The following is a 23,760-nucleotide window of genomic DNA, read 5'->3' as shown; positions in this document are numbered from 1 at the left end:
CTGGTCGGACCCGTCCGCTCAGCACCACTTCCCAGTGATGGTGCGCAGCACCTTGATGGTGCGGGCCGTCCCCTTTCCGAGCGCGGTGAACTGCTTGGAGGCGAGCACCTTCGAGGTGTGGATGTTGCCGTCGAGGAGGACGTAGGCGGCTCGACCGTCGACGACCACCCTCTCGCCGTCGTGCGCGAGGGCGTGAGCCGCCTCGACCGCCGCGGCCGGTGGAGCGGCGGGATAGAGCGTCACGTAGTGCTGCCCGCCGGGCTCGTGCTCGGCGTGCAGCTCCTCTGCCCGCGCAGTGAGGGCGGCGAGGTCGGCTGCGGTGAAGACGATCGTCGGGACCTCGAAGCCGGCCGCGTCGGCGTACGCCTTCTCGAGTGCCTGCTGGACCTTGGCGACCGACCGGGCCGAGTGCGTCAACCGGACGTTGCCCGTGTTGATGTAGGTCTCCACGCCGCGGCCGCCGGCCGCCTCCGTCGCGGCCTTGATGGCGTCCTTGGCGAACTTGCGCGTCGCGCCGAGGTTGATGGCGCGCAGGAAGGCGACGTAGGTCGGCATGCTCAGATCATGCCCGCCGGACGGGCGTGCGCAGGCGTCGGCCGGTCAGGTCCGCTTGCACTGGCTCGGCGGCGTCACGGCCGGGTTGAAGACGTGCTTGGGGGGAACGATGTTGGTGTCGTTCTGCGACTCCTTCATCGTCATCGCCCACCAGCCCGCGCGCGAGGTGTCGACGGTGGCGCGCTGCTCCTTCGGGAGGTCCTTCCACATGCTCACCACGTCGATCTCGACCTCGATCAGGTGGCCGTGAGGCGCGATGAGCGCGTTGGCCTCGGTGTCGTAGGGGACGGAGGTGGGCACGTTCGGGAACAGGCCGCGCGGCAGGCCGGCCAGGACCTTCTTGTAGGCGATCGCCACGGCGACGTCCTCGCCCTCGAGCCCGAGCGCGCGGGCAGCGGTGAGGGGCCAGCTCGGGTTGGACTCGACCGGCAGGCCCCAGGTGCGGGCTGCGTCACCCGTGATGTCGACCCAGCAGTCGTCGGAGCCGGGACCCCAGTCCTCACTGTTGAAGTAGGTGCGGTTGGCCACCACCAGGTAGTCGACCTGCTGGACGTTGCCGTCGATCGTGGAGTTCATCGAGATCTCGCTGTAGCCCGTGGACGGGCTGAACCGGGCCTCGAGGTCGAGGACGCGCTCGCCGCCCTTGTCCGGGTTCTTCGTCAGCAGCTGACCGTGCCACTCGACGATGCCCATCTTCTCGACCTGGCTGACGAGGCCCTGGACCTGCTCACCGAGGAGCGTCACGTCCTCGGTCTTGTCGGCGGCTGCCGTGCCGGAGCCGCCGCAACCGGCGAGGGACATGATCAGACCGGCTGCGAGGGGCGCGGCCCACCAGGCGTTGTGTCGTGTCATAGGGGTGTCACCATCCGGTTCGGTCCGATGAGCTCCGTGCTCGATCGCTCGGCAGCCTAGATCTCGTCGAAGGGACCTGTCAGGGAAACCGAAGATCTGCTCAAGTCGCCATCCAGCGCCTGGCAGCGTCCACCACCGCGTCCGTGACGTCGGCGACGAGGGACGAGCCCAGCCGCCAGTGCTGCCAGTAGAGCGCCACCTCGGGTCGCCGGCCCGGCACGAGCTCGACGAGGTCGCCTCGCCGCAGCTCTTCGGTCACGTCCGACTCCCGGAGCAGTCCCCACCCCATGCCCACCCGCACCGCCCGGTCGAACTCGCGCACCGACGGCACGTAGGTGACCGGCGGCGCCAGGTGGCGACGCGTGACCCTCCGCACGAAGTCGTGCTGGAGCGAGTCGCTGCGGTCGAACGCGACGAGCGGTGCCTCCGCGAGGCTCGCCGAGCCGACGCCGTCGGAGAAGTGGTCGGCGTGGAACTCGCGCGTGGCGACGGCGGCGTACCGCAGCCGGCCGAGCCGCACCACCCGGCAGCCAGGCACCGGACGGGGCTCGCCGGTGATGGCGGCCATCACCTCGCCGCGCCGCAGCCGCTCCGCGGTGCGGGTGTGGTCCTCGCGGACCACCTCGAAGACCACCCGGTGACGGACCTGCACCTCGGCGAGCGCGTCGACGAACCAGCCGTAGAGGGCATCGGCGTTCACGGCGATCGGCAACGAGGTGTACGCCGTCCCGTCGCTGCCGGGCTCCTCCACCAGCTCCGCGACCGCCTCCCGCTCCAGGAGCTCGGTCTGGGTGGCCAGCCGCACCAGCACCAGACCGGCCTCCGTGGGTTCCAGGGGCTTGACCCGGTGGAGCAGCACGCGCCCGACCCGGGTCTCCAGGGCCTTGATCCGCTGGCTCACCGCGGAGGGGGTGACGTGGAGCTCGCGGGCGGTCGCCTCGAAGGTGCCGAGCCGGACGGCCACCGACAGGGTGCGCAGGGCGACGGGATCCAGCTGGGTGATGTCTTTCATACTTAGGGATCCTAATGATTCCTCAGAATGCTTCGCTGGATTGAGGACGATTACGCACCTACCGTTGCTCTCATGTTCCAGGTTGCACTCACCGGTCTGCTGACCGGACTCGCTCTCATCGTTGCCGTCGGCGCGCAGAACGCCTTCCTCCTGCGTCAGGGGATCCGCGGCGAGCACGTCCTGCCCATCGTGCTGACGTGCCTCGTCTCCGACGTGGTCGCGATCACCGCCGGCGTGGCGGGGCTCGGTGTCGTGCTGGAGCGGTGGCCGGCGGTCCTGCCCGTCGCCCAGCTCACGGGTGGGCTGTACCTGATCGCGTTCGGGGTGCACGCGGCGATGCGTGCGTGGCGCCCCGGCAAGCTCGAGGCCGGAGAAGGCGCAGCGCTGACCCCGGGTCGCGCCGTCCTGCTGACCCTGGCGCTGACCTGGCTGAACCCGCACTTCTACCTCGACGCCGTGCTCATGCTCGGCACCGTCGCCAACAGCTTCGGCACCGACCGGTGGTGGTTCCTCACCGGAACCCTGGTCGCGAGCGTCCTGTGGTTCTTCGGCCTGGGCTACGGCGCCCGGCTGCTGCGCGGCCTGTTCGCCCGCCCCACTGCCTGGCGCGTGCTCGACTCCGCGATCGCGGTCGTCATGGGCACGCTCGGCGTGGGCCTGCTGGCCCACTGACTCACTGGCGGTAGGCCAGGCCCTGCTCCGCCATCGCCTCCCGCAGGCGGGTGACGGCGATGGGACCGACGCCGTGGATGGCGCCCAGGTCAGCAGCCGAGTAGTCCGCGACCTGCTCCAGCGTCGTCACCCCGAGCTCGCGCAGGGCCCGCGTCGCGGGTGCCCCGATGGTGCGCGGGAGCGGGCTCCCCTGCTCCCGCGGCGAACGGACCCGGGGCGCCGGAAGCCCAGCGTCCACCACAGCCTCGCCCCTCGGTGAGAGCAGGTAGCCGATCGCCAGCGACTCGGTCAGCCCGAGCTCCTTCAGCTTGCGGACGTCCTTCTTGAAGTCCGCCGTCTCGCGACCCACCTGGGCTGCGAGGTCAGGGGCGCGCACGGTCGGGAAGCGGTCGATGAGGTCGAGCGTCGCACGGGTCCAGGCGCCGTACGACGACGCCGCGTCGAGGCGGTCCAGGCGGGCGTTGATCGCGGCGATCTCCTCCGCGTCGGGCACCGTCGCCCGGAGGGCCTCACGCGGGTCGGGACCGGCGTACGTCAGGCCGATCCGCCACGCGGGGTCGGACGACCGGGCCGCCAGCGCCTGCTTGAGTGCCGCCAGCGACGACACCCCGGCCCGGCGGGCGTCCTCCGCGCGCAGGCTCGTGACGCTCACCTGCTCGACGGAGGTGACCTCGATGAGGCCCACGGCGGTGCGCATCCGGGTGCCGACGACGACGCGCGGTCGCGCCCACCGCCGGAAGGCCAGGTCGACCGTGCCGGCCTTGATCGCGGCCAGCTCGGCAGGGCGGATCATCATGGGGCAAAGACTGTCAGTCCACCCGCAGGATGTCTCCCGGCTGGCAGTCCAGGACACGGCACACCTTGGTCAGCGTGGAGAACCGCACGGCCTTGGCGCGGCCGTTCTTCAGGACGCTGAGGTTGACCACGGTGACGCCGACCCGCTCGGCGAGCTCGGTCAAGGTCATCCCCCGGTCCGCCAGGACCTCGTCGAGGTGGACCGTCACGCCGTGCGGCTCGTCGTCGTCCGGCGCAGGCGCCGTGCGTCGGGCCATCAGATGGTCGCCTCGACGTCGCGGCGCATCTCGACAGCCTGGCTCATCACGCGCTCCAGCGTGAGCAGCGCGATGCCGAGCAGCACGGGCAGCCAGGGCACCTCTGCCGTGAGGACGAGGGTGCCGTCAGTCATCCGGTTGAGCAGGGCGGCGTCGATCAAGCCGGAGGCGAAGAAGTCGACAGCCGCCCATGCGAGCAGGATCCTGCCCAGCGTCCGCAGGCCACCAGGCACTCGGTCGGCAAACACCCCTTCGCGCCGGGCCCGGCGCAGCAACCGCCACAGCAGGCAGAAGAAGAGCACCGGGGCACCGAGCCACACCAACAGCCCAGCCGCAGCCAGCGCCCGGATGACGCCGTCGGGGTCGGGGTCGCAGATCTGTACCTCCTCGGCACGCCAGGTGATCCCGTCCCGGAGGTCCACCGGCCCCGTCGTGTCGCCCGCGGTCCTGCGGAATGCGGGCACGTCGCCCGAGCCGGAGGCGCACACCTCCGCATCTACCCCTGGGACCGATCCGCTACCGGCGACCGTGCCGACCAGCATCAGGCAGGCGACGAGGCCCATCACGGCGACGACGGACGCGACCAGGACCTCGAGAGTCCTGAGCGGATCAGTGTCGCGCCTGCTGTCCATGGAGACCCCCGTGCATGTCGAAGAACGATATTATCGATAGACGATAGGGCATCGTTCTTCGACATGCCAACGGATCGCCGACATGCCCGGGGAAGGTTTCGAGACGCGCGCAGGGCCCATCGCTTCGCGACAGTCCCTGCCAACGCTCCTCAACCTCTTCGCTGACCCACTGCTTCGCAAGCTCAGCAGTGGCGCTCAGAGGTTGCCGCGGGCGTCCTGCTCGCGCTCGATGGCCTCGAAGAGGGCCTTGAAGTTGCCCTTGCCGAAGCCGAGGGAGCCGTGGCGCTCGATGAGCTCGAAGAACACGGTCGGGCGGTCACCGAGCGGCTTGGTGAAGATCTGGAGCAGGTAGCCGTCCTCGTCGCGGTCGACCAGGATGCCGCGCTTCTGCAGCTCCTCGATCGGCACCCGCACCTCGCCGATGCGGGCCCGTAGCTCGGGGTCCTCGTAGTAGGAGTCGGGGGTGTTGAGGAACTCGACGCCGTTGGCGCGCAGCGCGTCGACGCTGGCGAGGATGTCTCCGGTCGCCAGCGCGAGGTGCTGGGCCCCGGGGCCGTTGTAGAACTCGAGGTACTCGTCGATCTGCGACTTCTTCTTCGCGATCGCGGGCTCGTTGAGCGGGAACTTCACGCGGTGGTTGCCGTTGGCGACGACCTTCGACATCAGGGCGGAGTAGTCGGTGGCGATGTCGTCACCGATGAACTCGGCCATGTTCACGAAGCCCATCACCTTGTTGTAGAAGGTGACCCACTCGTCCATCTTGCCGAGCTCGACGTTGCCGACGATGTGGTCGAGGGCCTGGAAAAGGCGCTTGGGCTGGTCGGCCTTCTTCGTCCAGCGCGGCTCGACGGCGACGTAGCCGGGGAGGTAGGGGCCGGCGTACGTCTCGCCGTCCCCCAGGACGTTGGTGCGCTGCACCAGCGTGTGACGGGTCTCGCCGTAGGTCGCGATCGCGGCGATCTTCACCGACCCGTGCTCGTCGCTGAGGACCTCGGGCTGGCGCAGCACCGTGGCACCGGCCCGGAGGGCCTGGGCGATGCACTGGTCGACGTCGGGGACCTCGAGCGCGATGTCGACGACGCCGTCGCCGTGCTTGGCGTGGTGCTGGATCATCGGGCTGGTCGGCGCGACGGCGCCGCTGAGCACGAACTTGATCGAGCCGGACTTGAGGACGTACGACTTGTGGTCGCGGTTGCCGTGCTCAGGACCCGAGTAGGCGATCAGGTCCATGCCCCACGCCGAGGCGTAGTAGTGGGCGGCCTGTGTGGCGTTGCCGACGACGAAGCAGATCGCGTCCCAGCCCGTGACGGGGAACGGGTCCGAGTCCGCGTCGTACTCCACGAGCCCGACGAGCTGCCGGAGCTGCTCGAGGGAGAGGTCGGCCTTCATCTCGTCCACGGTCAGGGCGCCACCGGTCGAGGCGATGTCAGTCGTCATGCCCTCACCCTGCCCAACACGAGCAAGGTGTGCAACAGTAGGCGAAAACACTGGTCAACTTGCACAGCCATGGGAGCCAGCATGGATGAGATCGACAGCAGAATGATCGAGCTCTTCGCCACCGAGCCACGGCTCGGCGTGCTGGAGGCGAGCCGTCGGCTCGGCATCGCCCGAGGCACTGTCCAGGCGCGTCTCGACAAGCTCGCGGCCGCCGGCGTGATCACCGGCTGGGGCCCGGAGCTCTCCCCGGAGGCGATCGGCTACCCCGTGATGGCGTTCCTGACGCTCGAGATCCGCCAGGGATCCGCCGACTCGGGAGGCCACGACAGGGTCGCGGCCCACCTCTCGGGGATCCCCGAGGTGCTCGAGGCCTACACGATCACCGGCGCTGGCGACATGTGGGCACGGGTGGTGGCGCGCTCCAACGCCGACCTCCAGCGCGTCATCGACCTGGTGCTCGTCGAGCCGGGCATCGACCGGTCCACCACCGTCATCGCGCTCGCGACGCAGATCCCGCACCGGGTGGTGCCGCTGGCCCGCGCCGCCGTACGTCAGGGCGTGTAGGGGTCACTGGGATCCATCAGGAACTCCAGGTCGTCGGGCTGGTCGATGCGATAGCTGCCGCCCGCGTTGCAGTTCGAGTTCAACCCGAACGACGTCACCGCGACGATGATGTTCTGCTCGGCGATCTGGGGCGTGGTGATGTCGAAGGTCGGCCCGCCGGAGTCGCCGAAGCACGTGCCTCCGGTCGTCCCTCGACCGGCATGGGAGAACATCACCGCGATGTTCGGGAGGCCGTAGGCGCCCTTGAAGCTGACCAGCCTCCGGTCGGCCTTGCGACGGGTGTCCCCACCGAGCGAGAACTTGGGGCCACTGTCCTCGAGCCCGTAGCCGACGGACTCGAACAGCGCGGTGCGCTTGGCGGACTTGGTGTAGTAGCGGTCGAGGTAGCCCTCCTGGGGCAAGGTGCCGTACGCCGGCCCGGTGCCGTCGCCCTGGAGCACGATTGGCTCACTGAGCTCGACGACCCCGAGGTCGTGCAGCAGGAACGCGGCGTCGACGTACTCCGGGTGCGTGAAGGTCGCCTCGGCCTCGTGCCACGTGGAGCTGGCGTCGAGGGCCTTCGACCAGTCCGTGTAGCGCTGGGCGTTGCGGTCCGGCACGTAGGTCGAGCTGGGCTTCAGGATGGAGTAGTCGGGTGCCGGCAGCACGGAGAACCAGACGTCGGTGCCACCGTGCAACGGGTCCGCAGGGGCCTCGCCCTCCACGCCGACGGCGTAGGTGCAGTGCCCGGCCGTGACGACGGTGTCCTCGTCGATGAGCGTGCCGGTGCATTTGAACCAGGCGCCAGGGTCCTCGAAGCGCGGGTCCACGGCGTCGGGGACGTAGAAGAGCAGCTGGCCCACATAGGGGTGCTCTCCTGCATCGGGCGCGCCGCCGACGATCGCGTGGGCGGGCAGGGCCGGCGCCAGCAGTGCCGCGGCCGCGAGAGAGGCGGCCGAGACGGTGGCCGCGAGCTGCCGGAACGAGATGGGCATGGGTGCTCCTTCGGGGGGTTTCGCTTGCCCTCCAGTGAGCGCCCACCAGCGCGCGCTGTCATCCCCCGCACGGGTGGATCAGGAGAGTGCCCTCCCGAAGGCGCTACGACCCGGCGGGAAAGATCATGCAGGTCGAGGTCGCGTGCGCGACGAGCCTGCCCTCGCCATCGGTGAGCTGCGCCTGCGCCAGGGCCGTACGCCGTCCGCGCTGGATCACGGTGCCCTCGCAGGTCAGCAGCCCGGAGTCGACGGTCACCGGACGCAGGAACTTCACCGCGAGGTCGAGCGAGGTGTAGAGCTCGCCCACCGCGAGCGTGGTGTGCACCGCACAGGCCGCGGCGGTGTCCAGCAGCGTGGAGATGACGCCGCCGTGGACTCCGCCCAGCGGGTTGTAGTGGAACTCGGCGGCCGGCATCTCGACCACCACCCGCCCGCGCTCGGGGCGCAGGTCCGTCATGCCGAGGGTGTCCATGATCGGCGGGTGCGGCAGCTCGCCCTCGCACATGGCCAGCAGCTGGCCCAGGCCGTCGAGCTCGAGGAGCCGACCGAGGTCGGCCTGGCCCGGCGTCGTCCACGTGACGGTGCGGGACTCGGTCGCGAACTGCTGGGTCTGCGTCATGGACGCAGCCTCCCATCCCCTTGCTGAGTCTGTCAACGAGACCTAGGGTGGCGCCATGACCGTCACCCCCACGCCTCCCCCGAGCGCCCTCGCGTGGTCGACCGACAACTGCACGGTGGGAAGGGCGATGGAGGTGCTCGGCGAGAGGTGGACCTTCGTCGTGCTCCGGGAGGTCTTCAACGGCATCCGCCGCTTCGACGACATGCGCCGCCACTCCGGGATCCCCCGCCAGGTCCTGACCGACAGGCTCGCGCTGCTCGTCGAGGCGGGGATCCTTCGCCGGGTCCCCTATCGCGAGCCCGGCCAGCGCGAGCGGCACGAGTACCGACCGACGGACAAGGGCTTCGACCTCTACCCCGTCCTCGTCGCGGTCCGGCACTGGGGCGACCGCTACCTCGCCGACCCGGAGGGCTCGCCGGTCGAGTTCGAGCACGTCGGGTGCGGTGCCGAGGTCGACCTCGTGCTCCGGTGCCGCGCCGGCCACGAGGTGACGGGGCGGCGCGACGTCGCCTCGCGGCCCGGGCCCGGCATCAAGCCGTTCGGCGGCTGACGCTCACCGGGGCCCCTCACCGCAACCGGTCCGCGACCTCGCGCGCGGCGGCGATCACCTGCGGGGCCACGACGCCCTCGTCGATCGCCCCGTCCAGGGTCACCACACCCACGCTGGCGCGCAGCCCGTCGACACCTCGCACCGGCGCGGCCAGACCGCGGGCACCACTCTGCAGCTCGCCGCTCGTCACGGCGTACGCCGGCTCGGTGCCGTCGAGCAGGCCGATGGCCTTGCCGGCCGCCCCCTGCGACAGCGGGTGCCGCGCGCCGACCCGGTAGGCGACGTGGAAGTCGGTCCACGTGGGCTCCACGACGGCGAGGGCCAGCGCCTCGTCACCGTCGGCCACCGTGAGGTGGGCGGTCGAGCCGACCGACTCGGCGAGCGAGCGCAGCACCGGCACGGCCAGGTCGCGCAGCAGCGGCTGGACCGCGCTGGCGAGATGGAGCACGCCGAGCCCGACGAACAGGCGTGAGCGCGCGTCGCGGCGGATGAGTCCGTGCTGCTCGAGCGTGCTGATCAGTCGGTAGACCACCGTGCGGTTGACCTGGAGGCGGCCGGAGAGCTCGGTGACGGTGAGGCCCTCCGGGCTCTCCGCCAGCACGCGCAGCACGCGCAGCCCGCGGTCGAGCGTCTGCGAGGTCTCCGAAGCCATGGGACCAAGCATGGCAGCAACTCGTGGTCGCGATCCTGCGTGACCGGTGGGTGTTCAGCCGGGTGCTCTGCCGGCGGTTCAGGACGTCTGGCGCACAGCCCACTCGCGGATCCGGTTGATCCGCTCGTGCAGCTGGTCGGCGTTGGCCACGGCCGCCGGCGGTCCCCCGCACTCCTTCCGGAGGGCCGAGTGGGTGATGCCGTGCGCCTGGCCGGTGCGGTGGTGCCAGGCGGCGACGAGGCCGTTGAGCTCGCGGCGCAGGACCCCGAGCTGCTGGTGGGTGCTGAGCTGCTCGACGGAGTCGACCATCCGGTCGCCCCCTCCCTCGGACTTCTGCTTCCGGGCGCGTTCGCTCTGCCGCGAGTGCAGCAGCTCGCGGACCTGGTCGGGCTCGAGCAGGCCAGGGATGCCGAGGAAGTCCATCTCCTCCTCGGAGCCCGACAGGACCTCGCCGGAGTGGCCGAACTGCGCGCCGTCGTAGAGGACGTGGTCGAAGGACGCCGTCGAGCCCAGCGCCTCCCACGACATCTCCAGCTCGTCGGAGGCGGACTCCCCCGCGTTGGCCTCGGCGAGCAGGTCGTTCTCCGCCGCGAAGATGTCGCCCTCGTCCTGCACCCTTCGGCCCAGCACGTGGTCGCGCTGCGCCTCCATGTCGGAGGCGAACTCCAGCAGGTGGGGCACCGACGGCAGGAAGACCGACGCGGTCTCGCCGCGGGAGCGGGCGCGTACGAAGCGGCCCACCGCCTGGGCGAAGAACAGCGGGGTCGAGGTGGTCGTCGCCCACACCCCGACGGCCAGCCGCGGGACGTCGACGCCCTCGGACACCATCCGGACGGCCACCAGCCAGCGCTTGTCCGACTCGGTGAAGGTCGCGATCTTCTTCGACGAACCCTTCTCGTCCGACAGGACCACGGTCGGCGACTCTCCGCTGATCTTCTTCAGCAGCCCGGCGTAGGCGCGGGCGCTCTCCTGGTCGCTGGCGATGACCATGCCGCCGGCGTCCGGGACGTGGCGGCGTACCTCCGACAGGCGCGTGTCGGCGGCCTCCAGCACGGCCGGCATCCACGACCCCTGGGGGTCGAGAGCCGTACGCAGCGCGTGGGCGTGCATGTCCTTGGTGAGCGGCTCGCCCAGCCGGGCGACGATCTCGTCGCCGGCGCGGGTGCGCCACTGCATCTCACCGGAGTAGGCCATGAAGAGCACCGGGCGCACGACGTGGTCGGCGAGCGCGTGGGCGTAGCCGTAGGTGAAGTCCGCGACCGACGTGGGGATGCCGTCGTCCCCGGGCGCGTACGTCACGAACGGGATCGGGTTGATGTCGGAGCGGAACGGCGTCCCGGTCAGGGAGAGCCGACGGGTGGCCGGGTCGAACGCCTCGCGCACGCCTTCACCCCACGACAACGCGTCGCCGGCGTGGTGGATCTCGTCGAGGATGACCAGGGTCTTGAAGCGCTCGGTGCGGATCCGCATCGCGAGCGGGTTGACCGCGACGCCGGCATAGGTGACCGCGATGCCGACGTAGTCGTCGGAGGTCCGGCCCTTGCCGGCGGAGTAGGCCGGGTCGATCGGGATCCCGGCGCGAGCTGCCGCCTCGGCCCACTGCGTCTTGAGGTGCTCGGTGGGCGCCACGACAGTGATCCGGTCGACCACACGCCGGCTGAGCAGGTCTGCGGCGACGGTCAGGGCGAAGGTGGTCTTGCCGGCGCCGGGAGTGGCGACCGTGAGGAAGTCGCGGGGCTGGCGGGACTGGTAGGAGTCCATCGCCGCCTGCTGCCAGGCACGGAGGGAGGGCGCGGTGCCCCAGGCGGCCCGGTCGGGCCACGCGGGAGGCAGCGGCGCGTCAGGCCGCCCCGTCACGCCTCGGGACCCGAGTCGTCCCCGCCCGAACCACTGCCTGAGCCGCCAGGCTTGTCGCCCGGCTTCATCGACTCCCAGATCTCCTTGCACTCCGGGCACACGGGGAACTTCTCCGGTGCCCGCGACGGCACCCAGACCTTGCCGCACAGGGCGATCACGGGGGTGCCCATGACCATCGCCTCGGTGAGCTTGTCCTTGGGCACGTAGTGGGAGAACCGCTCGTGGTCACCTTCGTCGGTCGGGACGGTCTGACGGTCTTCGATCGTCTGGCTGCCCGGGGAGAATCCGATGGTGCTCATGATGGGCCAGCCTAGTTGACGTGTCAGTTCATGTCGGGATCGACGGGCCGGTTGACGTGCCACGCCAGCATGCCGGGCTGCCGTCGGATGACGTCGCGCCGCAGGCCGCTCGTGTCGCCGCGGAACGCGTCGCCGGCCTGCCCGCTGACGACGTACCAGCTGCCCTCCTCGACCTCGCTCGCCAGCTGGTCGGCACCCCATCCGGCGTAGCCGGCGAACACGCGCATCGCGGTCAGCGAGCCGTTGACGAGCTCGGTGGGGGTGTCGAGGTCGACCATGCCGATGCGGCCGGCGACGGGACGCCACCCGACGGGCGTGTCCTGGGGGTCGCGGACCTCCGCCACCGCGAGCGCGCCGTCCGTGCCGACGGGGCCGCCGCGGAAGAGGACCTCCGGCTCGGCCACCACGTCGCGCCACGGCTCCAGGACGTCGGCGACCAGGACCTGGGTGGGCCGGTTGAGCACGACGCCGAGGGCGCCGTCGTGGTTGACGTCGAGCAGCAGCACGACCGTGTCGACGAAGTTGGGGTCCTGCAGTTCCGGCGTCGCCACCAGCAACATCCCCGATGCCAGCTGCATGCCGTCCATCATGGCCGATCGCCGGCCGGTTCACACCCCCCGTTCAGGCGGCCAGGACCGCCCGGAGCCGCGCCACCAGCGACGGGGACTGCGCAGTGGCCGTGCGACTGCGCCCGCCCGGGACGTACGACGCGCGTGCCGCGAGCTCGATGGAGCGCCCGACGCGGGCCGCGGCCGCTCCCGGTGCGCTGGCGCGCCCGGCCATGAGGGCGAGCATCTCGTGCTCCTTCTCCGTCGCGACGGAGAGGGCGCGTGCCATCTCGGGGCTGGTCGGGTGGGCGACGTGGTGGTCGATGACGGCCCGGGTGCCGGGCATGTCCTCGGCGGCCTTCAGCCAGGCGAGGGCGACGGCGTTCTCGAGGTCGAGGGGCTGGTCGGCCAGCTCGCGCTCGATGTGGCCGGCCAGGCGCGTGTGCCAGCGCAGGGTCAGCGCCCCCAGCAGGGTGAGGTCGTCGCCGAAGGTGTCGGCGACGCCCTCCACGTCGCGGGGCAGCTGGCCGTCGAGCCGTTCATCAGCGGCACGGATCACCTCGCGGAGGACGTCTCCGCGCCGGTGGTGGGAGGTCCAGGTCATGGCGGTCTCCTTCGGGTACATACCGACGGTACGTACTCTCAGTATGCCCCGCGCGGGTGGACGAGCCAAACGCGCCGCGCGTGAGCCGTGTCACCTAGGCTGCGCCCCATGGAGAGAGGCCAGTGAAGACCCGGCGACACCGCTACTCCGCCTCGACCAAGGGGGCGCTCGTCGACGTCGCGGAGCAGCTCTTCACCGAGAACGGCTACACCGCGACCTCGCTCGACGCGATCGTCGCGGGCGCCGACGTCACCAAGGGCGCGCTCTACCACCACTTCAGCGGCAAGCAGGCGATCTTCGAGGCCGCCTTCGAGCGGGTCGAGTCGCGCGCCACCGCCGGGATCGTCGAGGCGTCCGCCGGGCACCGCGACCCCTGGGAGAAGGCCCAGGCCGGCCTGCGCGCCTTCCTCGACGCCGTGCAGGAGCCGGCCTACCGCCAGATCGTCATCTCCGACGGACCCTCCGTGCTCGGCCACGAGCGGTTCCGCGAGCAGGAGGAGCGGTCGACGTACGCGATCGTCGGCGAGATCGTGCGCTCGGTGCTCACCACCGGCGGCTGGGACCTCGACGAGGACATGCTCGACACCTTCACCCGCATCTTTTTCGGCGCCCTGTCGGCGGCCGGAGGGTCGGTGGCGGTCGACGAGGACCCGGCAGCCGCGGCCGCGCGGGTCGAGGCGGCCATCGGCTTCATCATGGCCGGTCTCCAGCAGCTGCTGGAGGCGGGCGTCGAGGTGCCGGACCCGGCCTGAGCCCGACTCCCCGCAGCTACTTGGCGAAGGTGAGGTTGCCGTTGACGGCCGGGACGAGCTCCACCCACACGTGGCCGGCGGGCACGGTGAGCTCGCCGCCCTTGGTCGAGAGCTCGATGGCCCCGTTGAGTCCGTCCTTGGTCCAGGTGCCCTTGATGGCCCGGCCACCGTGGAAGAGCACGGCGGCGCCCTTGCCCTCGAACTTGGTCTCGGGCACGGCGTAGCCGGCCGGGTCCTTGTAGCCGGCGTCGCCGACCTTGACCCGCAGCACCAGTACCGAGTCGGCCGGGAACTGGTCGCCCTGGGCGGCGTAGGAGTTGCTGTTGACGTAGCCACCGCCCTGGAACTGCCAGGTGGTCGCGTGCGCGCCGAAGTCGGCGGTCAGGGTGCGCGCCTTCACGCCCTTGGGCAGGTCGGCCTCGGTGCCCCAGGGCAGGTAGGGCGGCGGCTCCTTCTCGGCCTTGAGGCTCTTCGCGATGTCGGCGAGGCGCGCGAAGAGGTTGTAGGGGGCCGAGCGCGTGTTCTCGCGATAGACGCCCGCAGCTCCCTCGGTGATCCAGGGGATGCCGGCACCGTTGATGCGGTTGATCGTGATCGGGGCCGCGCCGCTGGTCACCACGGTCGCACCCGCCGGCACGATGCCGATGTCGCTGGCGCGCATCGAGCGGACCGGGCCGATGGCGGCCGGGACCTTGGAGTAGTAGAACGCCGCGAGGCGGGTGTAGCCGCCCTCGACGAGCTCCTCGACGACCAGGTCCGCGGCGCCCAGACCCACCTGCGGAGCGCTGGACGAGGTGTTGTCGACCTTGGTGACGACCACCGGGTGCTCGGGGGCGTCACCCTTGCGCTCGAGGCCGGTCAGCGGCCAGTACGTCGGCTCCGGGGGCTCGCTGGTCTCCGACGAGGTCGGCTCGGACGGGGCGGCGTCAGGCGTCTCTTCGTCGTCTCCACCCCCGCAACCGGCGAGGAGCAGCGAGGCCGCGACGAACGTGGCGACGACGGCCTTGGACGTGGAGGGGTGAAGACGGTGACGCACGGGGGGCTCCGATCGAGCGGGGGTTTTCTGCCTTGCAGTGTGGGGGCGCGCACTTCCCGATCAGGGAAGGCGCGCCACAGGGTAGATCAGCAGGAACTGCCTACCAATCCGAGCCTGTCACCCATCCTCAGCCGAGCTTGCGGCCGCCGTCGACGTACAACGTCTGGCCAGTGATGAAGGACGCCTCGTCGCTGCACAGGAACGCTGCCGCGGCCGCGATGTCCTCGGGCTGGCCGACGCGACGTACGGGGGTCGCCTCGGCGTTGACCCGCTGCAGCTCCTCGGGCTCCATCTTGAGGCGCCGCGCAGTGGCGTCGGTCATCTCGGTGGCGATGAAGCCGGGAGCGATCGCGTTGGCGGTGATGCCGAAGGGGCCGAGCTCGATGCCGAGCGTGCGGGTGAGGCCCTGGACGCCCATCTTGGCCGCGGAGTAGTTCGCCTGCCCCCGGTTGCCCAGCGCCGAGACGCTGGAGAGGTTGAGGATCTTGCCGTACTTCTGCTCCACGAACCGCGACTGCGCCGCCTTGGTCATGTTGAAGGCGCCCTTGAGGTGCACGCCCATGACCAGGTCCCAGTCCTCCTCGGTCATCTTGAAGAGCAGGTTGTCCCGGGTGACGCCGGCGTTGTTGACGAGGATGTGGATCCCGCCCAGCTCGTCGACCACACGCTGCACCGCGGCCTCCGCCGCGGCCGAGTCGACGACGTCGCAGCCGACGCCGATCGCCCGTGCCCCGTCGACGGGCTGCAGCCGATCGGCGGCGTCCTGGGCGGCGGTCTCGTCGAGGTCGAGGATCGCGATCGACGCCCCCTCACTGGCAAAGCGCTGCGCGATGCCGAAGCCGATGCCTCGCGCTGCTCCGGTGATGACGGCGACACGTCGGTCGAACCGACCCATGGGGACTCCTAGAGAGATCTGAGAGAGAGATCGAAGGGGGCACCGAGGCTACCGATCCAGGGCTCCGGCGCGACACGGGGATCGACTGGTCCGGTCCACCCCGGCGCGACTGGTTACTCTAGGCCCGTGCGTCGGGGGGAGTTCCGGGCCGCTGCTGCGGTGGCGGCCGTGATGGCAGCGATGGCCACGCTGGTCGCGTGGACCTTTGAGCTGCCCCTGCGCGACCCCGACGGCGCGTCCATGCCCACCTGGTTCCGACTGCCGGTGATCGTGGCCTCGGCCGTCGCGCTGGACGTCGTCGCCCGCTGGGTCCTGCTCGTACGTCGCGGGGGTGCTGCCGCGGGCGCCGCCCTCCGCGCGGTGCTCCTCGAGCGCTGGAACCGTGACCAGATCTGGTTCACGCTCAGCGGGCTGGTCACCTGGTACGTCGCCTACGTCGCGTTCCGCAACCTCAAGAGCTATGTGCCCTTCGTCACCGACCGGATCGCGGACCCCAAGCTCGCCAGCCTCGACCGCCTGCTGTGGCTCGGGAACAATCCTGCCGTCGCCCTCCACGAGATGCTCGGCACCACCTGGGCCAACTGGGTGATGGCGGGGGTCTACCTCGTCTGGATCGGCCTGGTCCCCGCCAGCCTGGCGATCGCGCTCGTGTGGACGCGCCGATCGACCGCCGGTGCGTGGTACGTCACGGCGATCTCGATCGACTGGTGCCTGGGCGTGGTCCTCTACTACGCCGTGCCGTCCCTCGGACCCATCTACTCCACGCCCGAGTGGTTCGAGTCCCTGGCGCACACCCCCAACACCTCGGTCCACCAGATGTTGCTCGAGGACCGGATCGAGGTGCTCGCCGGCCCCTGGGACACCGGCTCGGTGCAGACGATCGCGGCCTTCGCGTCCCTGCACGTGGCGGTCATGGTCACCATCTGCCTCATGGCGGAGCAGATGCGGCTCCCCTCCCTCGTCCGGATCGCGGCGTGGACCTTCCTCGTGCTCACGATCGTGGCGACGATCTACCTGGGCTGGCACTTCTTCGTGGACGTGATCGGCGGGATCGGGGTCGGCGCGGCGGCGTTCGTGCTGGCGGCACGGGCCACCGGCAACCCCTTGCGGCGACGGCCCGAGCCGTGGACCTTCCGCGCCGTCCTCGACGTCTCGGCCTACTCCGAGGTCGAGGCGGTCCCCGGCCGCCGCGGCTGACGGCTCACCCGACCTCCTCGTCCGGCCCGAGCACGGCGCGCAGCCGTGCGGCGTACGACTCCGCCTCGCCGCCGGCGTACTTGGTGCGGGGCCAGAAGAAGCCGCGCAGGCCGTCGCCCTTGGTGCGCGGCACGACGTGGAGGTGCAGGTGCGGCACCGACTGGCTGACGGTGTTGTTGACCGCGACGAACGAGCCCTGGGCGCCGAGGCCCTCCTTGGCGGCGGTCGCGAGCCGCTGGGCGGCGGCGAGGAAGCCGTCGCGCAGCTCGGCGGGCAGGTCGGGCAACGTCTCGATGTGGGTGCGCGGGACGAGCAGGACGTGGCCCTTGAACACCGGCCGGGCGTCGAGGAACGCGACGAGGTCGTCGGTCTCGAGGACCGTGTGCCCGGGCAGGTCGCCGGAGACGATCCGGCAGAAGACGCAGTCGGCCATGGGCGTCAGTCTGCCCAATCAGGCCGCACGACGGCGGTTTGCCGAGCCCTTGATGAGCCCGTCGGAGGAACGGGTCTCCCGGAGCGTCGAAGGGAGCATGATGGCAGCTCACACACGGCGAGCCTGAGGGGGCACATGGCGTCGAGGGTTCTGAGGGTCGGGGTGGCCGTGATGCTGGCTGGGTCCGGGGCGTTGATGTACGCCGCGTCCTGGCAGCGCTGGGCCGGCGCGTGCGCGTGGGGCGAGCACGAGGGTGCGCTCTGCACCACCCGCCAGGACCACCTCTACGACTTCCTGCCGCCCATGGCCCCATGGGAGCCCGTCGGCGATGCCGCCCAGCTGGCCGGGTGGTCCCTGATCGTCCAAGCACTCGCCTTCGCGCTGTTGCCGTGGGCCCTCACCCGGCGCCGACCGGGGCCGCTCTCCGCAGTCGCTCAGGTGGGCGCTGTCGCGGCCACGCTGGCGGTGGGCATCGTCACGCTCCGCAGCGGTGTCGCGGGCAGCGTCGTCGAGGTGTCCGGCTTCGACCTGGCCCTGTACGTGTGGCTTCTCGTTCCCCCGATCCTGCTGGTGCGCTGGACGACCGCCGCCCGTGGCTGGGCGATCGCCGCGGCGGTCCTCCTGGTCCTTGCCACGCCTTTCGTCGCCGCCTTCTCCTATGCGCTCGGGTCGTTCGACGCCCGGCCGTGGTGGGAGGCCGTCTCCGGCGTGCTCACGATCGCCAGCGGGCTCTGCCTGGTGGGGGACGCCGTGTTCGCCGGCCGCCCCCGGGGGCCCGAAGCGGCGACATCGGAGGCGGAAACTCTGTCCACAGCCATCGATTGAGCGGACGCCCGTTGTCGGTGCCAAAGCCTACAATCGAACACATGCACGAGCCCCTCCTCGACCTCGATCCTGCGGCCCTGCTGGCCGCGGCGAGCGACGTGGTGCGCGCGCGTCGGCTCGCCGAGGTCCGCGATCTGGAGGTGCTCGCGCAGTGGGCCGCCCTTCACTCCAGCGACCCGACCGAGGGGCCGGACGGTCGGACCGCGAGGCGGTTGGGTGACGTGCTCGTCCACCCTGGCGGCGACGGCACGCCAGGAGTGCAGGACTTCTGCCTCGGCGAGATCGCACTGGCGCGTGGCACGGGCGTCACGGCGACCACCAACGCCATGGCCGACGTCCTCGACCTGCAGCACCGCCTCCCGCGGACCTGGGCGGTCCTGTGCGCGGGCGAGGCCGAGGTGTTCATCGCGCGGCGGGTGGCCAAGCTCTCCCGTCACCTGCCCGCCGAGCAGGTGGGCCTCGTGGACGCGGCTGTCGCCCGGATCATCGCCCACGAGGCCGGTGGGCGGGTGCTCGCTGTCGCCGAGGCGAAGATCATCGAGGCCGACCCCGCGCTCCACGACGAGCGTGCCGAGGCCGAGCGTGCTCGCCGCTACGTCGGCCTGGGCCGCACCGACGAGTTCGGTCTCCGCACCGTCATCGCCCGCATCGAGGCCGGCGACGCCGTCTGGGTGGCCGCGACGCTCGAGCGCGTCGCGGAGATCCTGGCCCCGACACACCCGCACGCGAGCGCCGACGAGCTGCGCGCGATCGCGTTCGGCTTCCTCGCGCGGCCCGCCGAGCTCTTGGAGCTCCTGCTCGCGCACGGCGAGCCGACTGACGACCAGGCGACGCTCGACCTCGATCTAGACCTCGATCTCGGGGACGGCGCCGAAGAGCCGGCTCTCTCGCGGGCTCTCGCGTTCCCGGCGGATCTCCTCGACGCCCTGCGTGCGGCAGACCTGTCCGCGCTCGCCCCCAAGGCCGTCCTCTACGTCCACCTCCACGAGGCCGCACTCGGTGGCTCCGATGCAGTCGCCCGTGCGGAGGGGCTGGGTCCCGTCCCGGTGGCAGCACTCGCCGGGCTCCTCGGCCGCACCTGCCTGACCGTCCGACCCGTGCGCGACCTGTCCTCGCGCGTGCGCTCCACCGCCTACGAGCACCCCGAGTCGCTCAAGGAGCAGACCTACCTCAGGACCGCCGGTGACTACTGGCCCTACGCCGCCTCCACCAGCAGGCGCGTCGACTACGACCACCCGACGCCCTACGACGACACCGGACCGCCCGATTCACCCTCGTGCCAGACCGGCTCCCACAACTCCGGCCCCCTCGGCCGTCGACATCACCGATGGAAGACCCACGCCGGCTACCGCTCCCGCCAGTGCGGCGACAGCCGCTACGTCTGGCTGACCCCCCACGGGCTGGCGTTCCTCGTCGACCACCTCGGCACGCACCGGATCGATCCCGAGAAGGCGCGCGCGATGTTCGAGGCACCCCCCGGTGTGGACCTCCACCTCACCTAGGCTCCACGCGTGCGCATCGTCTCGCTCATCCCGTCCGCCACGGAGATCCTCTTCGCCGTCGGTGCGGGCGACGACGTGGTCGGCGTGACGTTCGAGTGCGACCACCCGCGCGCCGCGCGCGAGCGGCGCGTCGTGTCCACGTCAGCGATGCCCGAAGGCCTGTCCCCCAGGGAGATCGACGACTTCGTCGGGGCCGCGCTCGCCGCCGGGGAGGACCTCTACAGGCTCGACGCCGGCGCACTGGCCGAGCTGGACGCCGACCTCGTCGTCACCCAGGACCTGTGTGCCGTGTGCGCCGTGGACGTGGGGACGGTCGACGAGGCCCTCTCCTACCTCGGCTGCCGCGCCGATGTCGCCACCATCGACCCCCACACCCTGGACGACGTGCTCGCCTCGATCACCGAGATCGGCCGGCTGACGGCGCGGAACGACGAGGCGGCGGCGCTCGTCGCCTCGCTGGAGGCACGCCTCGACGCCGTCGCCACGCGGGTGGACGGCCGCACGCGTCCGCGGGTCCTGGTCCTCGAGTGGACCGACCCGCCGTTCGCACCTGGCCACTGGATCCCGGAGATGGTCACCCGCGCGGGTGGCGAGCCCACGCTCGGCGTCGCCGGCACCCGGTCGAGCCGGATCACGTGGAAGGAGGCCGAGGCGTCGCGCCCCGACCTCGTCGTCTGCGCTCCCTGCGGCTTCGACCTGGACGGCAGCGCGCTGCTGGCCGCCGCGGACGTACGCCACCACTTCCCGGACGTGCCGGTCTGGGCGGTCGACGCGGACGGCCACTTCGCCCGACCGGGCCCGCGGCTGGTCGACGGGGTCGAGGTGCTGGCCGGAATCCTGCACCCTGGGACCGGAGCCGTGCCCGACCACTCCCGCCGGGTCTGACCCCCGTGATCCTGCCCCAGGTCCGCGACCCGCGACTCGTCACGATCCGTCGCGGCGGCAGCCTCACGGACGCCGACCACCACCTCCTCGCCCTCTGGGCGGCCGGGTGTGCCGAGCACGTCCTCGGGCTCTTCGAGGCCGCGCGGCGGGACGACGTCCGCCCCCGGCGCGCTATCGAGGCAGCGCGTTCGTGGGTGCGCGAGGGCACGCCGATGATGCAGACGCGGGCCGCCGGCGGCCACGCCATGGGTGCCGCACGGGACCTGCGCGGCGCCCCGCGGTTCGCTGCGTACGCCGCCGGGCAGGCCGCCGTTGTCGCCCACGTCCCCGAGCACGACCTCGGCGCCGCGGCGTACGCCATCAAGGCGGCGATGGCCGCGGCACCGTCCGGGCAGGAGGCGGTGGCGCGGCGGGCCGAGTGCCAGTGGCAGCGCGACCGCCTCCCCGACGCCGTGCGAGAGCTCGTGCTGGAGGACCAGCGCCGGCGCAACGAGATCTGCTGGAACGTCTTCGACGTCTGAGGATGGCCAAGCCACCCCTCCTGTACGTTCGGAAGCATCGTCGAGGCGGAGGAGTGACCCGTGATCGAGCTCACCGAGGGCCAAGAGCTCACCCTGATCGGCGAGGACGGGGAGTCCCTCACCAACGTGCAGATGGCCGTCGGCTGGGACCACTCCCCGACAGCGGGCTTCATCGGGAGCGGAGCCCCGCCGATCGATCTCGACGCCTCGGCGGTGCAGTTCGCCGGCGGCACCTTCTTCGACCTCGCCTTCTTCAACCACCTCGCCACCCGTGACGGCTCGGTGGTCCACCTCGGCGACAACACCACCGGCAAGGGCGAAGGCGACGACGAGGTGATCACCGTGGACCTGAGTCGGGTCTACCCCAAGGTCGACTCGATCCTGTTCATGGTCAGCAGCTACCAGGGGCACTCGCTGGAGTTCATCCGCAACGCCTACTGCCGGCTCGTCGACGACACCGGCACGGAGCTCGCCCGGTTCACCCTGACTCTCGGGGTTCGCGAGACTGGGCTCGTCATGGCGAAGCTGTTCCGCGATGGCGCGGTCTGGAAGCTTCGTCCGATCGGTGCCGGCATCGCGCTGAAGACGCCGACGGACGACATCGAGGCGCTCCTGCCCTTCGTCTAGCTACGGGACGCCACGGCCAGGGTGATCCGTTCGTGCAGGCGTGCCAGCTCGTCCTGTGGCACCCAGTCCCCGGGGTCGCTGGCGGTCGTCCAGCTGGTGACTTGCTCGGTTGCCCACGTCGCCCAGTCGAGCACGGCCAGCTCCGCGTCGACGTGCTGTCGCAACGTGACGGCCTGGAGATGGACGCGCTCAGGAAACCGGGCACCGTCCGTCAATGCCTGGTCGATCATGACGTCGAGGCGTCCGAGGCGTTCGCGGGCGTCTGCGGCGATCTCGTCCAGGGTCGCGAGCAGCGCGGTGCGGGAGCCGGCATCTGCGAAGAAGACCTTGAGCACGCCCTCGAAGTCGACGGCGCGCGGCTCGGGCGGACGTCCCAGCCAGTCGGCGAGCTCGTCGCGTCCCGCGGCGGTGATCTCGTAGACGGTGCGGCGCCGTTGGCCGGTGAAGCCCGGCGTCGAGATCGCCAGGCCGTCGGCGACGAGACGCTTCGGCTCGTCGTAGAGGCGGCGCTCGGCGCGGGGCCAGAACCAGTTCAGGCTGCGTTGCACCTGCTGGGCGAGCTCGTAGGTGGACCAGGGTTGGAGGGCGAGCAGCCCGAGGATCGCGTAGGCCGTCGTCGGGCGAGATCGAACCGGGGTCATACTGCATCTTGACATGGTGCAGGTTGCAGTATCTACACTCGTACTGCCATCACATACTGCAATCTGCAGTATCGAAAGCGGGAGAGACGAGATGCCGAGCAGCGGCCCAGCGCCCCGGTTGCAGGTCGTGGTCGCCCACCCCGACGACGAGACGTTCGGCTGCGGCGGGTTGCTCTTGCACGCCCGCGCGGTCGGGTTCGACACCTTCGTGACCTGCGCGACCCGAGGCGAGGCAGGCGAGGACCGCGACGGGCGGAGCGGGACCGAGCTCGGAGAGGTCCGGGCCACCGAGCTGGGCCTGGCCGCCGACGTGCTCGGGGTCTCGGGGGTCGAGCTGCTCGACTTCGCCGACTCCGGCATGGCCGGTCCCTCGCCCGACCGATCACTCGTCGGCGCGGACCTCGGCGAGGTCGTCGCCGCGGTCGCGGAGTCGATGCGACGGTTCCGTCCCGACGCGGTCCTCACGCTGGACGCCAGCGACGGGCACCGCGACCACGAACGGATTCGTGAGGCGACCCTGCTCGCGGCGGCCGAAGTCGGTGTCGCCACCGTGCACCTGTCCTGCCTGCCTGCGAGCCTGATGCGTCAGTGGGTGGAGCGGATGCGCGCCGAGCAGCCCGCGAAGGAGCACGTCCGCGACGCCGACGAGCCCGTCCTGGGCACGCCCGACGCCGAGATCAGCACGCTCATCGACGTCCGCGAGCACCGCGAACGGCTCGCCCTCGCGATGGCCGAGCACGCCTCCCAGGACTCGCCGTACGACAACCTCCCCGCGGACCTGCGCGACGCCTTCCTGGACACGGCTCGCGCCCGTCGGATCACCCCGAGCTGGGACGGCACCACGCTCGAGCACTCCCTTCTCCCGCCGGAGAAGGAGGTGAGGACGACGACCCTGGAAGCCGCCGAGGCCCAACGCCACGTGCACGGCCGTCAGTGCTGGTGGAACCACCTCGAAGCGCGCTGGAGCTGCACCACCACCGGGGATTGACCCTCGGAGCAAGGGGGTGCGGGTGGCGAAGCCCCGCCACGCCCCGGCGAAGCCCCTCACGGCCACACCGTCGGCGCAGGGGGGTGCGGGTGGCGAAGCCCCCGCCGCCGCGCGAAGCGCGGCATGTAATGACGAACCGACGTGGCCTGCGCGAAAGCGCAGGCACACGTCGGCCAGAGGTGAGTGGAGCTGCGGGGAATCGAACCCCGGTCCTCGAGCGTCGAACCAGGTCTTCTCCGGGTGCAGTCTGTGATGTCGCTTTTCTCGGCCCCGGCGCTCGCACAGACACGTCGCCGACAGGCTCAGTCAGGATTGAGTCCCGGTCACCCCTCCTGACAGAGAGTGACCAGCAAGTCTCCTAGATGAGGCCTGGGTCCGGGACGGAGACGGATGCCCGGTCAGACCCTTCGGTCACTGCTCAGGCAGCGAGAGCGAAGTCGTTGCGCTCAGAATTGGCAACTATAGGTTTCCAGCGATCGTTTACGAGATGACGCTGGCTTCTCGACCCGCTTCCCCTGGAACTAACGTCCCAAGTCGAAACCGATCAGCCCCTCTTGTGTTGTCAAGCAGACAGACTGC

The 23,760-nt window shown here is 71.0% G+C and carries 29 protein-coding genes and 1 other RNA gene; 11 read left to right on the top strand and 19 right to left on the bottom strand.

From position 1 onward, the window contains the following. Window positions 1-18: 18 nt before the first annotated feature. The 3 genes from J3P44_RS04620 to J3P44_RS04610 all read right to left on the bottom strand — a co-directional run bounded on the left by J3P44_RS04620 (window position 19) and on the right by J3P44_RS04610 (window position 2,419). Complete coding sequence (locus J3P44_RS04620; RefSeq protein WP_255889054.1) at window positions 19-555, bottom strand: DUF1697 domain-containing protein; 537 nt, start codon at window positions 553-555, stop codon at window positions 19-21. A 45-nt stretch (window positions 556-600) separates the two neighbouring features. Then, window positions 601-1,407 (bottom strand): hypothetical protein, encoded by an 807-nt coding sequence (locus J3P44_RS04615; RefSeq protein ID WP_255889053.1) that lies wholly within the window; start codon window positions 1,405-1,407, stop codon window positions 601-603. 100 nt (window positions 1,408-1,507) lie between these two features. Continuing rightward, entirely contained in the window at window positions 1,508-2,419 is a 912-nt protein-coding gene (locus J3P44_RS04610; RefSeq protein ID WP_255889052.1) for a LysR family transcriptional regulator ArgP, read from the bottom strand. Between the two features lie 72 nt (window positions 2,420-2,491). Here J3P44_RS04610 and J3P44_RS04605 point away from each other — a divergent pair, with 72 nt between their 5' ends. Then, window positions 2,492-3,091 (top strand): LysE/ArgO family amino acid transporter, encoded by a 600-nt coding sequence (locus J3P44_RS04605; protein WP_255889051.1) that lies wholly within the window; start codon window positions 2,492-2,494, stop codon window positions 3,089-3,091. 1 nt (window position 3,092) lies between these two features. Here J3P44_RS04605 and J3P44_RS04600 read toward each other — a convergent pair whose 3' ends face one another. The 4 genes from J3P44_RS04600 to hppD all read right to left on the bottom strand — a co-directional run bounded on the left by J3P44_RS04600 (window position 3,093) and on the right by hppD (window position 6,212). Continuing rightward, a complete protein-coding gene (locus J3P44_RS04600; RefSeq protein WP_255889050.1) occupies window positions 3,093-3,887 on the bottom strand; it encodes a helix-hairpin-helix domain-containing protein in 795 nt (264 codons plus the stop codon). A gap of 13 nt (window positions 3,888-3,900) precedes the next feature. Continuing rightward, entirely contained in the window at window positions 3,901-4,143 is a 243-nt protein-coding gene (locus tag J3P44_RS04595) for a helix-turn-helix domain-containing protein (protein WP_255889049.1), read from the bottom strand. Next, entirely contained in the window at window positions 4,143-4,775 is a 633-nt protein-coding gene (locus J3P44_RS04590; RefSeq protein ID WP_255889048.1) for a DUF2975 domain-containing protein, read from the bottom strand. The genes J3P44_RS04595 and J3P44_RS04590 overlap by 1 nt, the downstream gene beginning before the upstream one ends. Window positions 4,776-4,970: 195 nt before the next feature. Further along, complete coding sequence (hppD, locus tag J3P44_RS04585) at window positions 4,971-6,212, bottom strand: 4-hydroxyphenylpyruvate dioxygenase (protein WP_255889047.1); 1,242 nt, start codon at window positions 6,210-6,212, stop codon at window positions 4,971-4,973. A gap of 81 nt (window positions 6,213-6,293) precedes the next feature. Between hppD and J3P44_RS04580 the strand changes: the two genes are divergently transcribed. Further along, window positions 6,294-6,776, top strand: a complete 483-nt coding sequence (locus J3P44_RS04580) for an Lrp/AsnC family transcriptional regulator (RefSeq protein ID WP_255889046.1) — start codon at window positions 6,294-6,296, stop codon at window positions 6,774-6,776. On the opposite strand, the gene J3P44_RS04575 is transcribed toward J3P44_RS04580, so the two are convergent. Next, window positions 6,764-7,750, bottom strand: coding sequence for a trypsin-like serine protease (locus J3P44_RS04575; protein ID WP_255889045.1), 987 nt, complete (start codon window positions 7,748-7,750; stop codon window positions 6,764-6,766). The two genes, J3P44_RS04580 and J3P44_RS04575, sit on opposite strands and share 13 nt — an antisense overlap. A gap of 103 nt (window positions 7,751-7,853) precedes the next feature. Then, complete coding sequence (locus J3P44_RS04570) at window positions 7,854-8,369, bottom strand: PaaI family thioesterase (RefSeq protein WP_255889044.1); 516 nt, start codon at window positions 8,367-8,369, stop codon at window positions 7,854-7,856. A 55-nt stretch (window positions 8,370-8,424) separates the two neighbouring features. Between J3P44_RS04570 and J3P44_RS04565 the strand changes: the two genes are divergently transcribed. Beyond that, the gene (locus J3P44_RS04565) at window positions 8,425-8,919 is read left to right on the top strand and encodes a winged helix-turn-helix transcriptional regulator (RefSeq protein ID WP_255889043.1); all 495 of its coding nucleotides are present in this window, start codon (window positions 8,425-8,427) and stop codon (window positions 8,917-8,919) included. Between the two features lie 16 nt (window positions 8,920-8,935). On the opposite strand, the gene J3P44_RS04560 is transcribed toward J3P44_RS04565, so the two are convergent. The 5 genes from J3P44_RS04560 to J3P44_RS04540 form a co-directional block, all read right to left on the bottom strand. Further along, window positions 8,936-9,571, bottom strand: a complete 636-nt coding sequence (locus J3P44_RS04560; RefSeq protein ID WP_255889042.1) for an IclR family transcriptional regulator — start codon at window positions 9,569-9,571, stop codon at window positions 8,936-8,938. Window positions 9,572-9,649: 78 nt separating this feature from the next. After that, window positions 9,650-11,428, bottom strand: a complete 1,779-nt coding sequence (locus tag J3P44_RS04555) for a DEAD/DEAH box helicase (protein ID WP_255889041.1) — start codon at window positions 11,426-11,428, stop codon at window positions 9,650-9,652. Then, window positions 11,425-11,727 carry a DUF3039 domain-containing protein gene (locus J3P44_RS04550; protein ID WP_255889040.1) on the bottom strand — a complete coding sequence of 101 codons (303 nt, stop codon included), beginning with the start codon at window positions 11,725-11,727 and terminating at the stop codon, window positions 11,425-11,427. Before J3P44_RS04550 ends, J3P44_RS04555 begins: the two co-directional genes overlap by 4 nt. Before the next feature lie 23 nt (window positions 11,728-11,750). After that, a complete protein-coding gene (locus J3P44_RS04545; protein ID WP_255889039.1) occupies window positions 11,751-12,305 on the bottom strand; it encodes a YqgE/AlgH family protein in 555 nt (184 codons plus the stop codon). 43 nt (window positions 12,306-12,348) lie between these two features. Then, a complete protein-coding gene (locus tag J3P44_RS04540) occupies window positions 12,349-12,879 on the bottom strand; it encodes a hypothetical protein (protein WP_255889038.1) in 531 nt (176 codons plus the stop codon). Between the two features lie 122 nt (window positions 12,880-13,001). Between J3P44_RS04540 and J3P44_RS04535 the strand changes: the two genes are divergently transcribed. Beyond that, on the top strand, window positions 13,002-13,631 hold the full coding sequence (locus tag J3P44_RS04535; protein WP_255889037.1) for a TetR/AcrR family transcriptional regulator: 630 nt from the start codon (window positions 13,002-13,004) through the stop codon (window positions 13,629-13,631). A 16-nt stretch (window positions 13,632-13,647) separates the two neighbouring features. Here the strand turns inward: J3P44_RS04535 and J3P44_RS04530 are convergent, their stop codons facing one another. Both J3P44_RS04530 and J3P44_RS04525 read right to left on the bottom strand, forming a co-directional pair. Then, window positions 13,648-14,667 carry a DUF3048 domain-containing protein gene (locus J3P44_RS04530; protein ID WP_255889036.1) on the bottom strand — a complete coding sequence of 340 codons (1,020 nt, stop codon included), beginning with the start codon at window positions 14,665-14,667 and terminating at the stop codon, window positions 13,648-13,650. Between the two features lie 127 nt (window positions 14,668-14,794). Next, window positions 14,795-15,562, bottom strand: coding sequence for an SDR family NAD(P)-dependent oxidoreductase (locus J3P44_RS04525; RefSeq protein WP_255889035.1), 768 nt, complete (start codon window positions 15,560-15,562; stop codon window positions 14,795-14,797). Between the two features lie 126 nt (window positions 15,563-15,688). Here J3P44_RS04525 and J3P44_RS04520 point away from each other — a divergent pair, with 126 nt between their 5' ends. After that, window positions 15,689-16,759, top strand: a complete 1,071-nt coding sequence (locus tag J3P44_RS04520; RefSeq protein WP_255889034.1) for a phosphatase PAP2 family protein — start codon at window positions 15,689-15,691, stop codon at window positions 16,757-16,759. Between the two features lie 4 nt (window positions 16,760-16,763). Here J3P44_RS04520 and J3P44_RS04515 read toward each other — a convergent pair whose 3' ends face one another. After that, entirely contained in the window at window positions 16,764-17,192 is a 429-nt protein-coding gene (locus tag J3P44_RS04515) for an HIT family protein (RefSeq protein WP_255889033.1), read from the bottom strand. Between the two features lie 135 nt (window positions 17,193-17,327). Between J3P44_RS04515 and J3P44_RS04510 the strand changes: the two genes are divergently transcribed. Genes J3P44_RS04510 through J3P44_RS04490 form a run of 5 tightly spaced genes read left to right on the top strand, consistent with a single transcriptional unit; the run spans window position 17,328 to window position 21,552 of the window. Then, entirely contained in the window at window positions 17,328-18,017 is a 690-nt protein-coding gene (locus J3P44_RS04510) for a hypothetical protein (protein WP_255889032.1), read from the top strand. 41 nt (window positions 18,018-18,058) lie between these two features. Next, window positions 18,059-19,519, top strand: coding sequence for a hypothetical protein (locus J3P44_RS04505; protein WP_255889031.1), 1,461 nt, complete (start codon window positions 18,059-18,061; stop codon window positions 19,517-19,519). Window positions 19,520-19,528: 9 nt separating this feature from the next. Continuing rightward, entirely contained in the window at window positions 19,529-20,404 is an 876-nt protein-coding gene (locus J3P44_RS04500; protein ID WP_255889030.1) for a cobalamin-binding protein, read from the top strand. A 5-nt stretch (window positions 20,405-20,409) separates the two neighbouring features. Continuing rightward, window positions 20,410-20,925 carry a putative immunity protein gene (locus J3P44_RS04495; protein ID WP_255889029.1) on the top strand — a complete coding sequence of 172 codons (516 nt, stop codon included), beginning with the start codon at window positions 20,410-20,412 and terminating at the stop codon, window positions 20,923-20,925. Window positions 20,926-20,985: 60 nt separating this feature from the next. Then, window positions 20,986-21,552 carry a TerD family protein gene (locus J3P44_RS04490; RefSeq protein ID WP_255889028.1) on the top strand — a complete coding sequence of 189 codons (567 nt, stop codon included), beginning with the start codon at window positions 20,986-20,988 and terminating at the stop codon, window positions 21,550-21,552. Here the strand turns inward: J3P44_RS04490 and J3P44_RS04485 are convergent. After that, entirely contained in the window at window positions 21,549-22,193 is a 645-nt protein-coding gene (locus J3P44_RS04485; protein WP_255889027.1) for a PadR family transcriptional regulator, read from the bottom strand. The genes J3P44_RS04490 and J3P44_RS04485 overlap by 4 nt on opposite strands. 91 nt (window positions 22,194-22,284) lie before the next feature. Between J3P44_RS04485 and J3P44_RS04480 the strand changes: the two genes are divergently transcribed. After that, entirely contained in the window at window positions 22,285-23,181 is an 897-nt protein-coding gene (locus J3P44_RS04480) for a PIG-L deacetylase family protein (protein ID WP_255889026.1), read from the top strand. Between the two features lie 181 nt (window positions 23,182-23,362). Here the strand turns inward: J3P44_RS04480 and ssrA are convergent. Then, window positions 23,363-23,733: a transfer-messenger RNA gene (ssrA, locus tag J3P44_RS04475) on the bottom strand. Window positions 23,734-23,760: the final 27 nt, after the last annotated feature.

The organism is Nocardioides astragali (genome assembly GCF_024436375.1).
GTDB lineage: Bacteria > Actinomycetota > Actinomycetes > Propionibacteriales > Nocardioidaceae > Nocardioides > Nocardioides astragali.
Note: the sequence above shows the minus strand (reverse complement) of the source record. Positions and strands in the feature narration are given on the sequence as shown.

What these genes read in the sequence shown, in the direction of transcription:
- J3P44_RS04595 (WP_255889049.1), bottom strand. Translation starts at nt 4,143, where the DNA reads ATGGCCCGACGCACGGCGCCTGCGCCGGACGACGACGAGCCGCACGGC.
- hppD (WP_255889047.1), bottom strand. Translation starts at nt 6,212, where the DNA reads ATGACGACTGACATCGCCTCGACCGGTGGCGCCCTGACCGTGGACGAG.
- J3P44_RS04620 (WP_255889054.1), bottom strand. Translation starts at nt 555, where the DNA reads ATGCCGACCTACGTCGCCTTCCTGCGCGCCATCAACCTCGGCGCGACG.
- J3P44_RS04580 (WP_255889046.1), top strand. Translation starts at nt 6,294, where the DNA reads ATGGATGAGATCGACAGCAGAATGATCGAGCTCTTCGCCACCGAGCCA.
- J3P44_RS04565 (WP_255889043.1), top strand. Translation starts at nt 8,425, where the DNA reads ATGACCGTCACCCCCACGCCTCCCCCGAGCGCCCTCGCGTGGTCGACC.
- J3P44_RS04480 (WP_255889026.1), top strand. Translation starts at nt 22,285, where the DNA reads ATGCCGAGCAGCGGCCCAGCGCCCCGGTTGCAGGTCGTGGTCGCCCAC.
- J3P44_RS04550 (WP_255889040.1), bottom strand. Translation starts at nt 11,727, where the DNA reads ATGAGCACCATCGGATTCTCCCCGGGCAGCCAGACGATCGAAGACCGT.
- J3P44_RS04505 (WP_255889031.1), top strand. Translation starts at nt 18,059, where the DNA reads ATGCACGAGCCCCTCCTCGACCTCGATCCTGCGGCCCTGCTGGCCGCG.
- J3P44_RS04515 (WP_255889033.1), bottom strand. Translation starts at nt 17,192, where the DNA reads ATGGCCGACTGCGTCTTCTGCCGGATCGTCTCCGGCGACCTGCCCGGG.
- J3P44_RS04525 (WP_255889035.1), bottom strand. Translation starts at nt 15,562, where the DNA reads ATGGGTCGGTTCGACCGACGTGTCGCCGTCATCACCGGAGCAGCGCGA.
- J3P44_RS04610 (WP_255889052.1), bottom strand. Translation starts at nt 2,419, where the DNA reads ATGAAAGACATCACCCAGCTGGATCCCGTCGCCCTGCGCACCCTGTCG.
- J3P44_RS04600 (WP_255889050.1), bottom strand. Translation starts at nt 3,887, where the DNA reads ATGATGATCCGCCCTGCCGAGCTGGCCGCGATCAAGGCCGGCACGGTC.
- J3P44_RS04540 (WP_255889038.1), bottom strand. Translation starts at nt 12,879, where the DNA reads ATGACCTGGACCTCCCACCACCGGCGCGGAGACGTCCTCCGCGAGGTG.
- J3P44_RS04590 (WP_255889048.1), bottom strand. Translation starts at nt 4,775, where the DNA reads ATGGACAGCAGGCGCGACACTGATCCGCTCAGGACTCTCGAGGTCCTG.
- J3P44_RS04545 (WP_255889039.1), bottom strand. Translation starts at nt 12,305, where the DNA reads ATGCAGCTGGCATCGGGGATGTTGCTGGTGGCGACGCCGGAACTGCAG.
- J3P44_RS04570 (WP_255889044.1), bottom strand. Translation starts at nt 8,369, where the DNA reads ATGACGCAGACCCAGCAGTTCGCGACCGAGTCCCGCACCGTCACGTGG.
- J3P44_RS04605 (WP_255889051.1), top strand. Translation starts at nt 2,492, where the DNA reads ATGTTCCAGGTTGCACTCACCGGTCTGCTGACCGGACTCGCTCTCATC.
- J3P44_RS04575 (WP_255889045.1), bottom strand. Translation starts at nt 7,750, where the DNA reads ATGCCCATCTCGTTCCGGCAGCTCGCGGCCACCGTCTCGGCCGCCTCT.
- J3P44_RS04485 (WP_255889027.1), bottom strand. Translation starts at nt 22,193, where the DNA reads ATGACCCCGGTTCGATCTCGCCCGACGACGGCCTACGCGATCCTCGGG.
- J3P44_RS04560 (WP_255889042.1), bottom strand. Translation starts at nt 9,571, where the DNA reads ATGGCTTCGGAGACCTCGCAGACGCTCGACCGCGGGCTGCGCGTGCTG.
- J3P44_RS04510 (WP_255889032.1), top strand. Translation starts at nt 17,328, where the DNA reads ATGGCGTCGAGGGTTCTGAGGGTCGGGGTGGCCGTGATGCTGGCTGGG.
- J3P44_RS04615 (WP_255889053.1), bottom strand. Translation starts at nt 1,407, where the DNA reads ATGACACGACACAACGCCTGGTGGGCCGCGCCCCTCGCAGCCGGTCTG.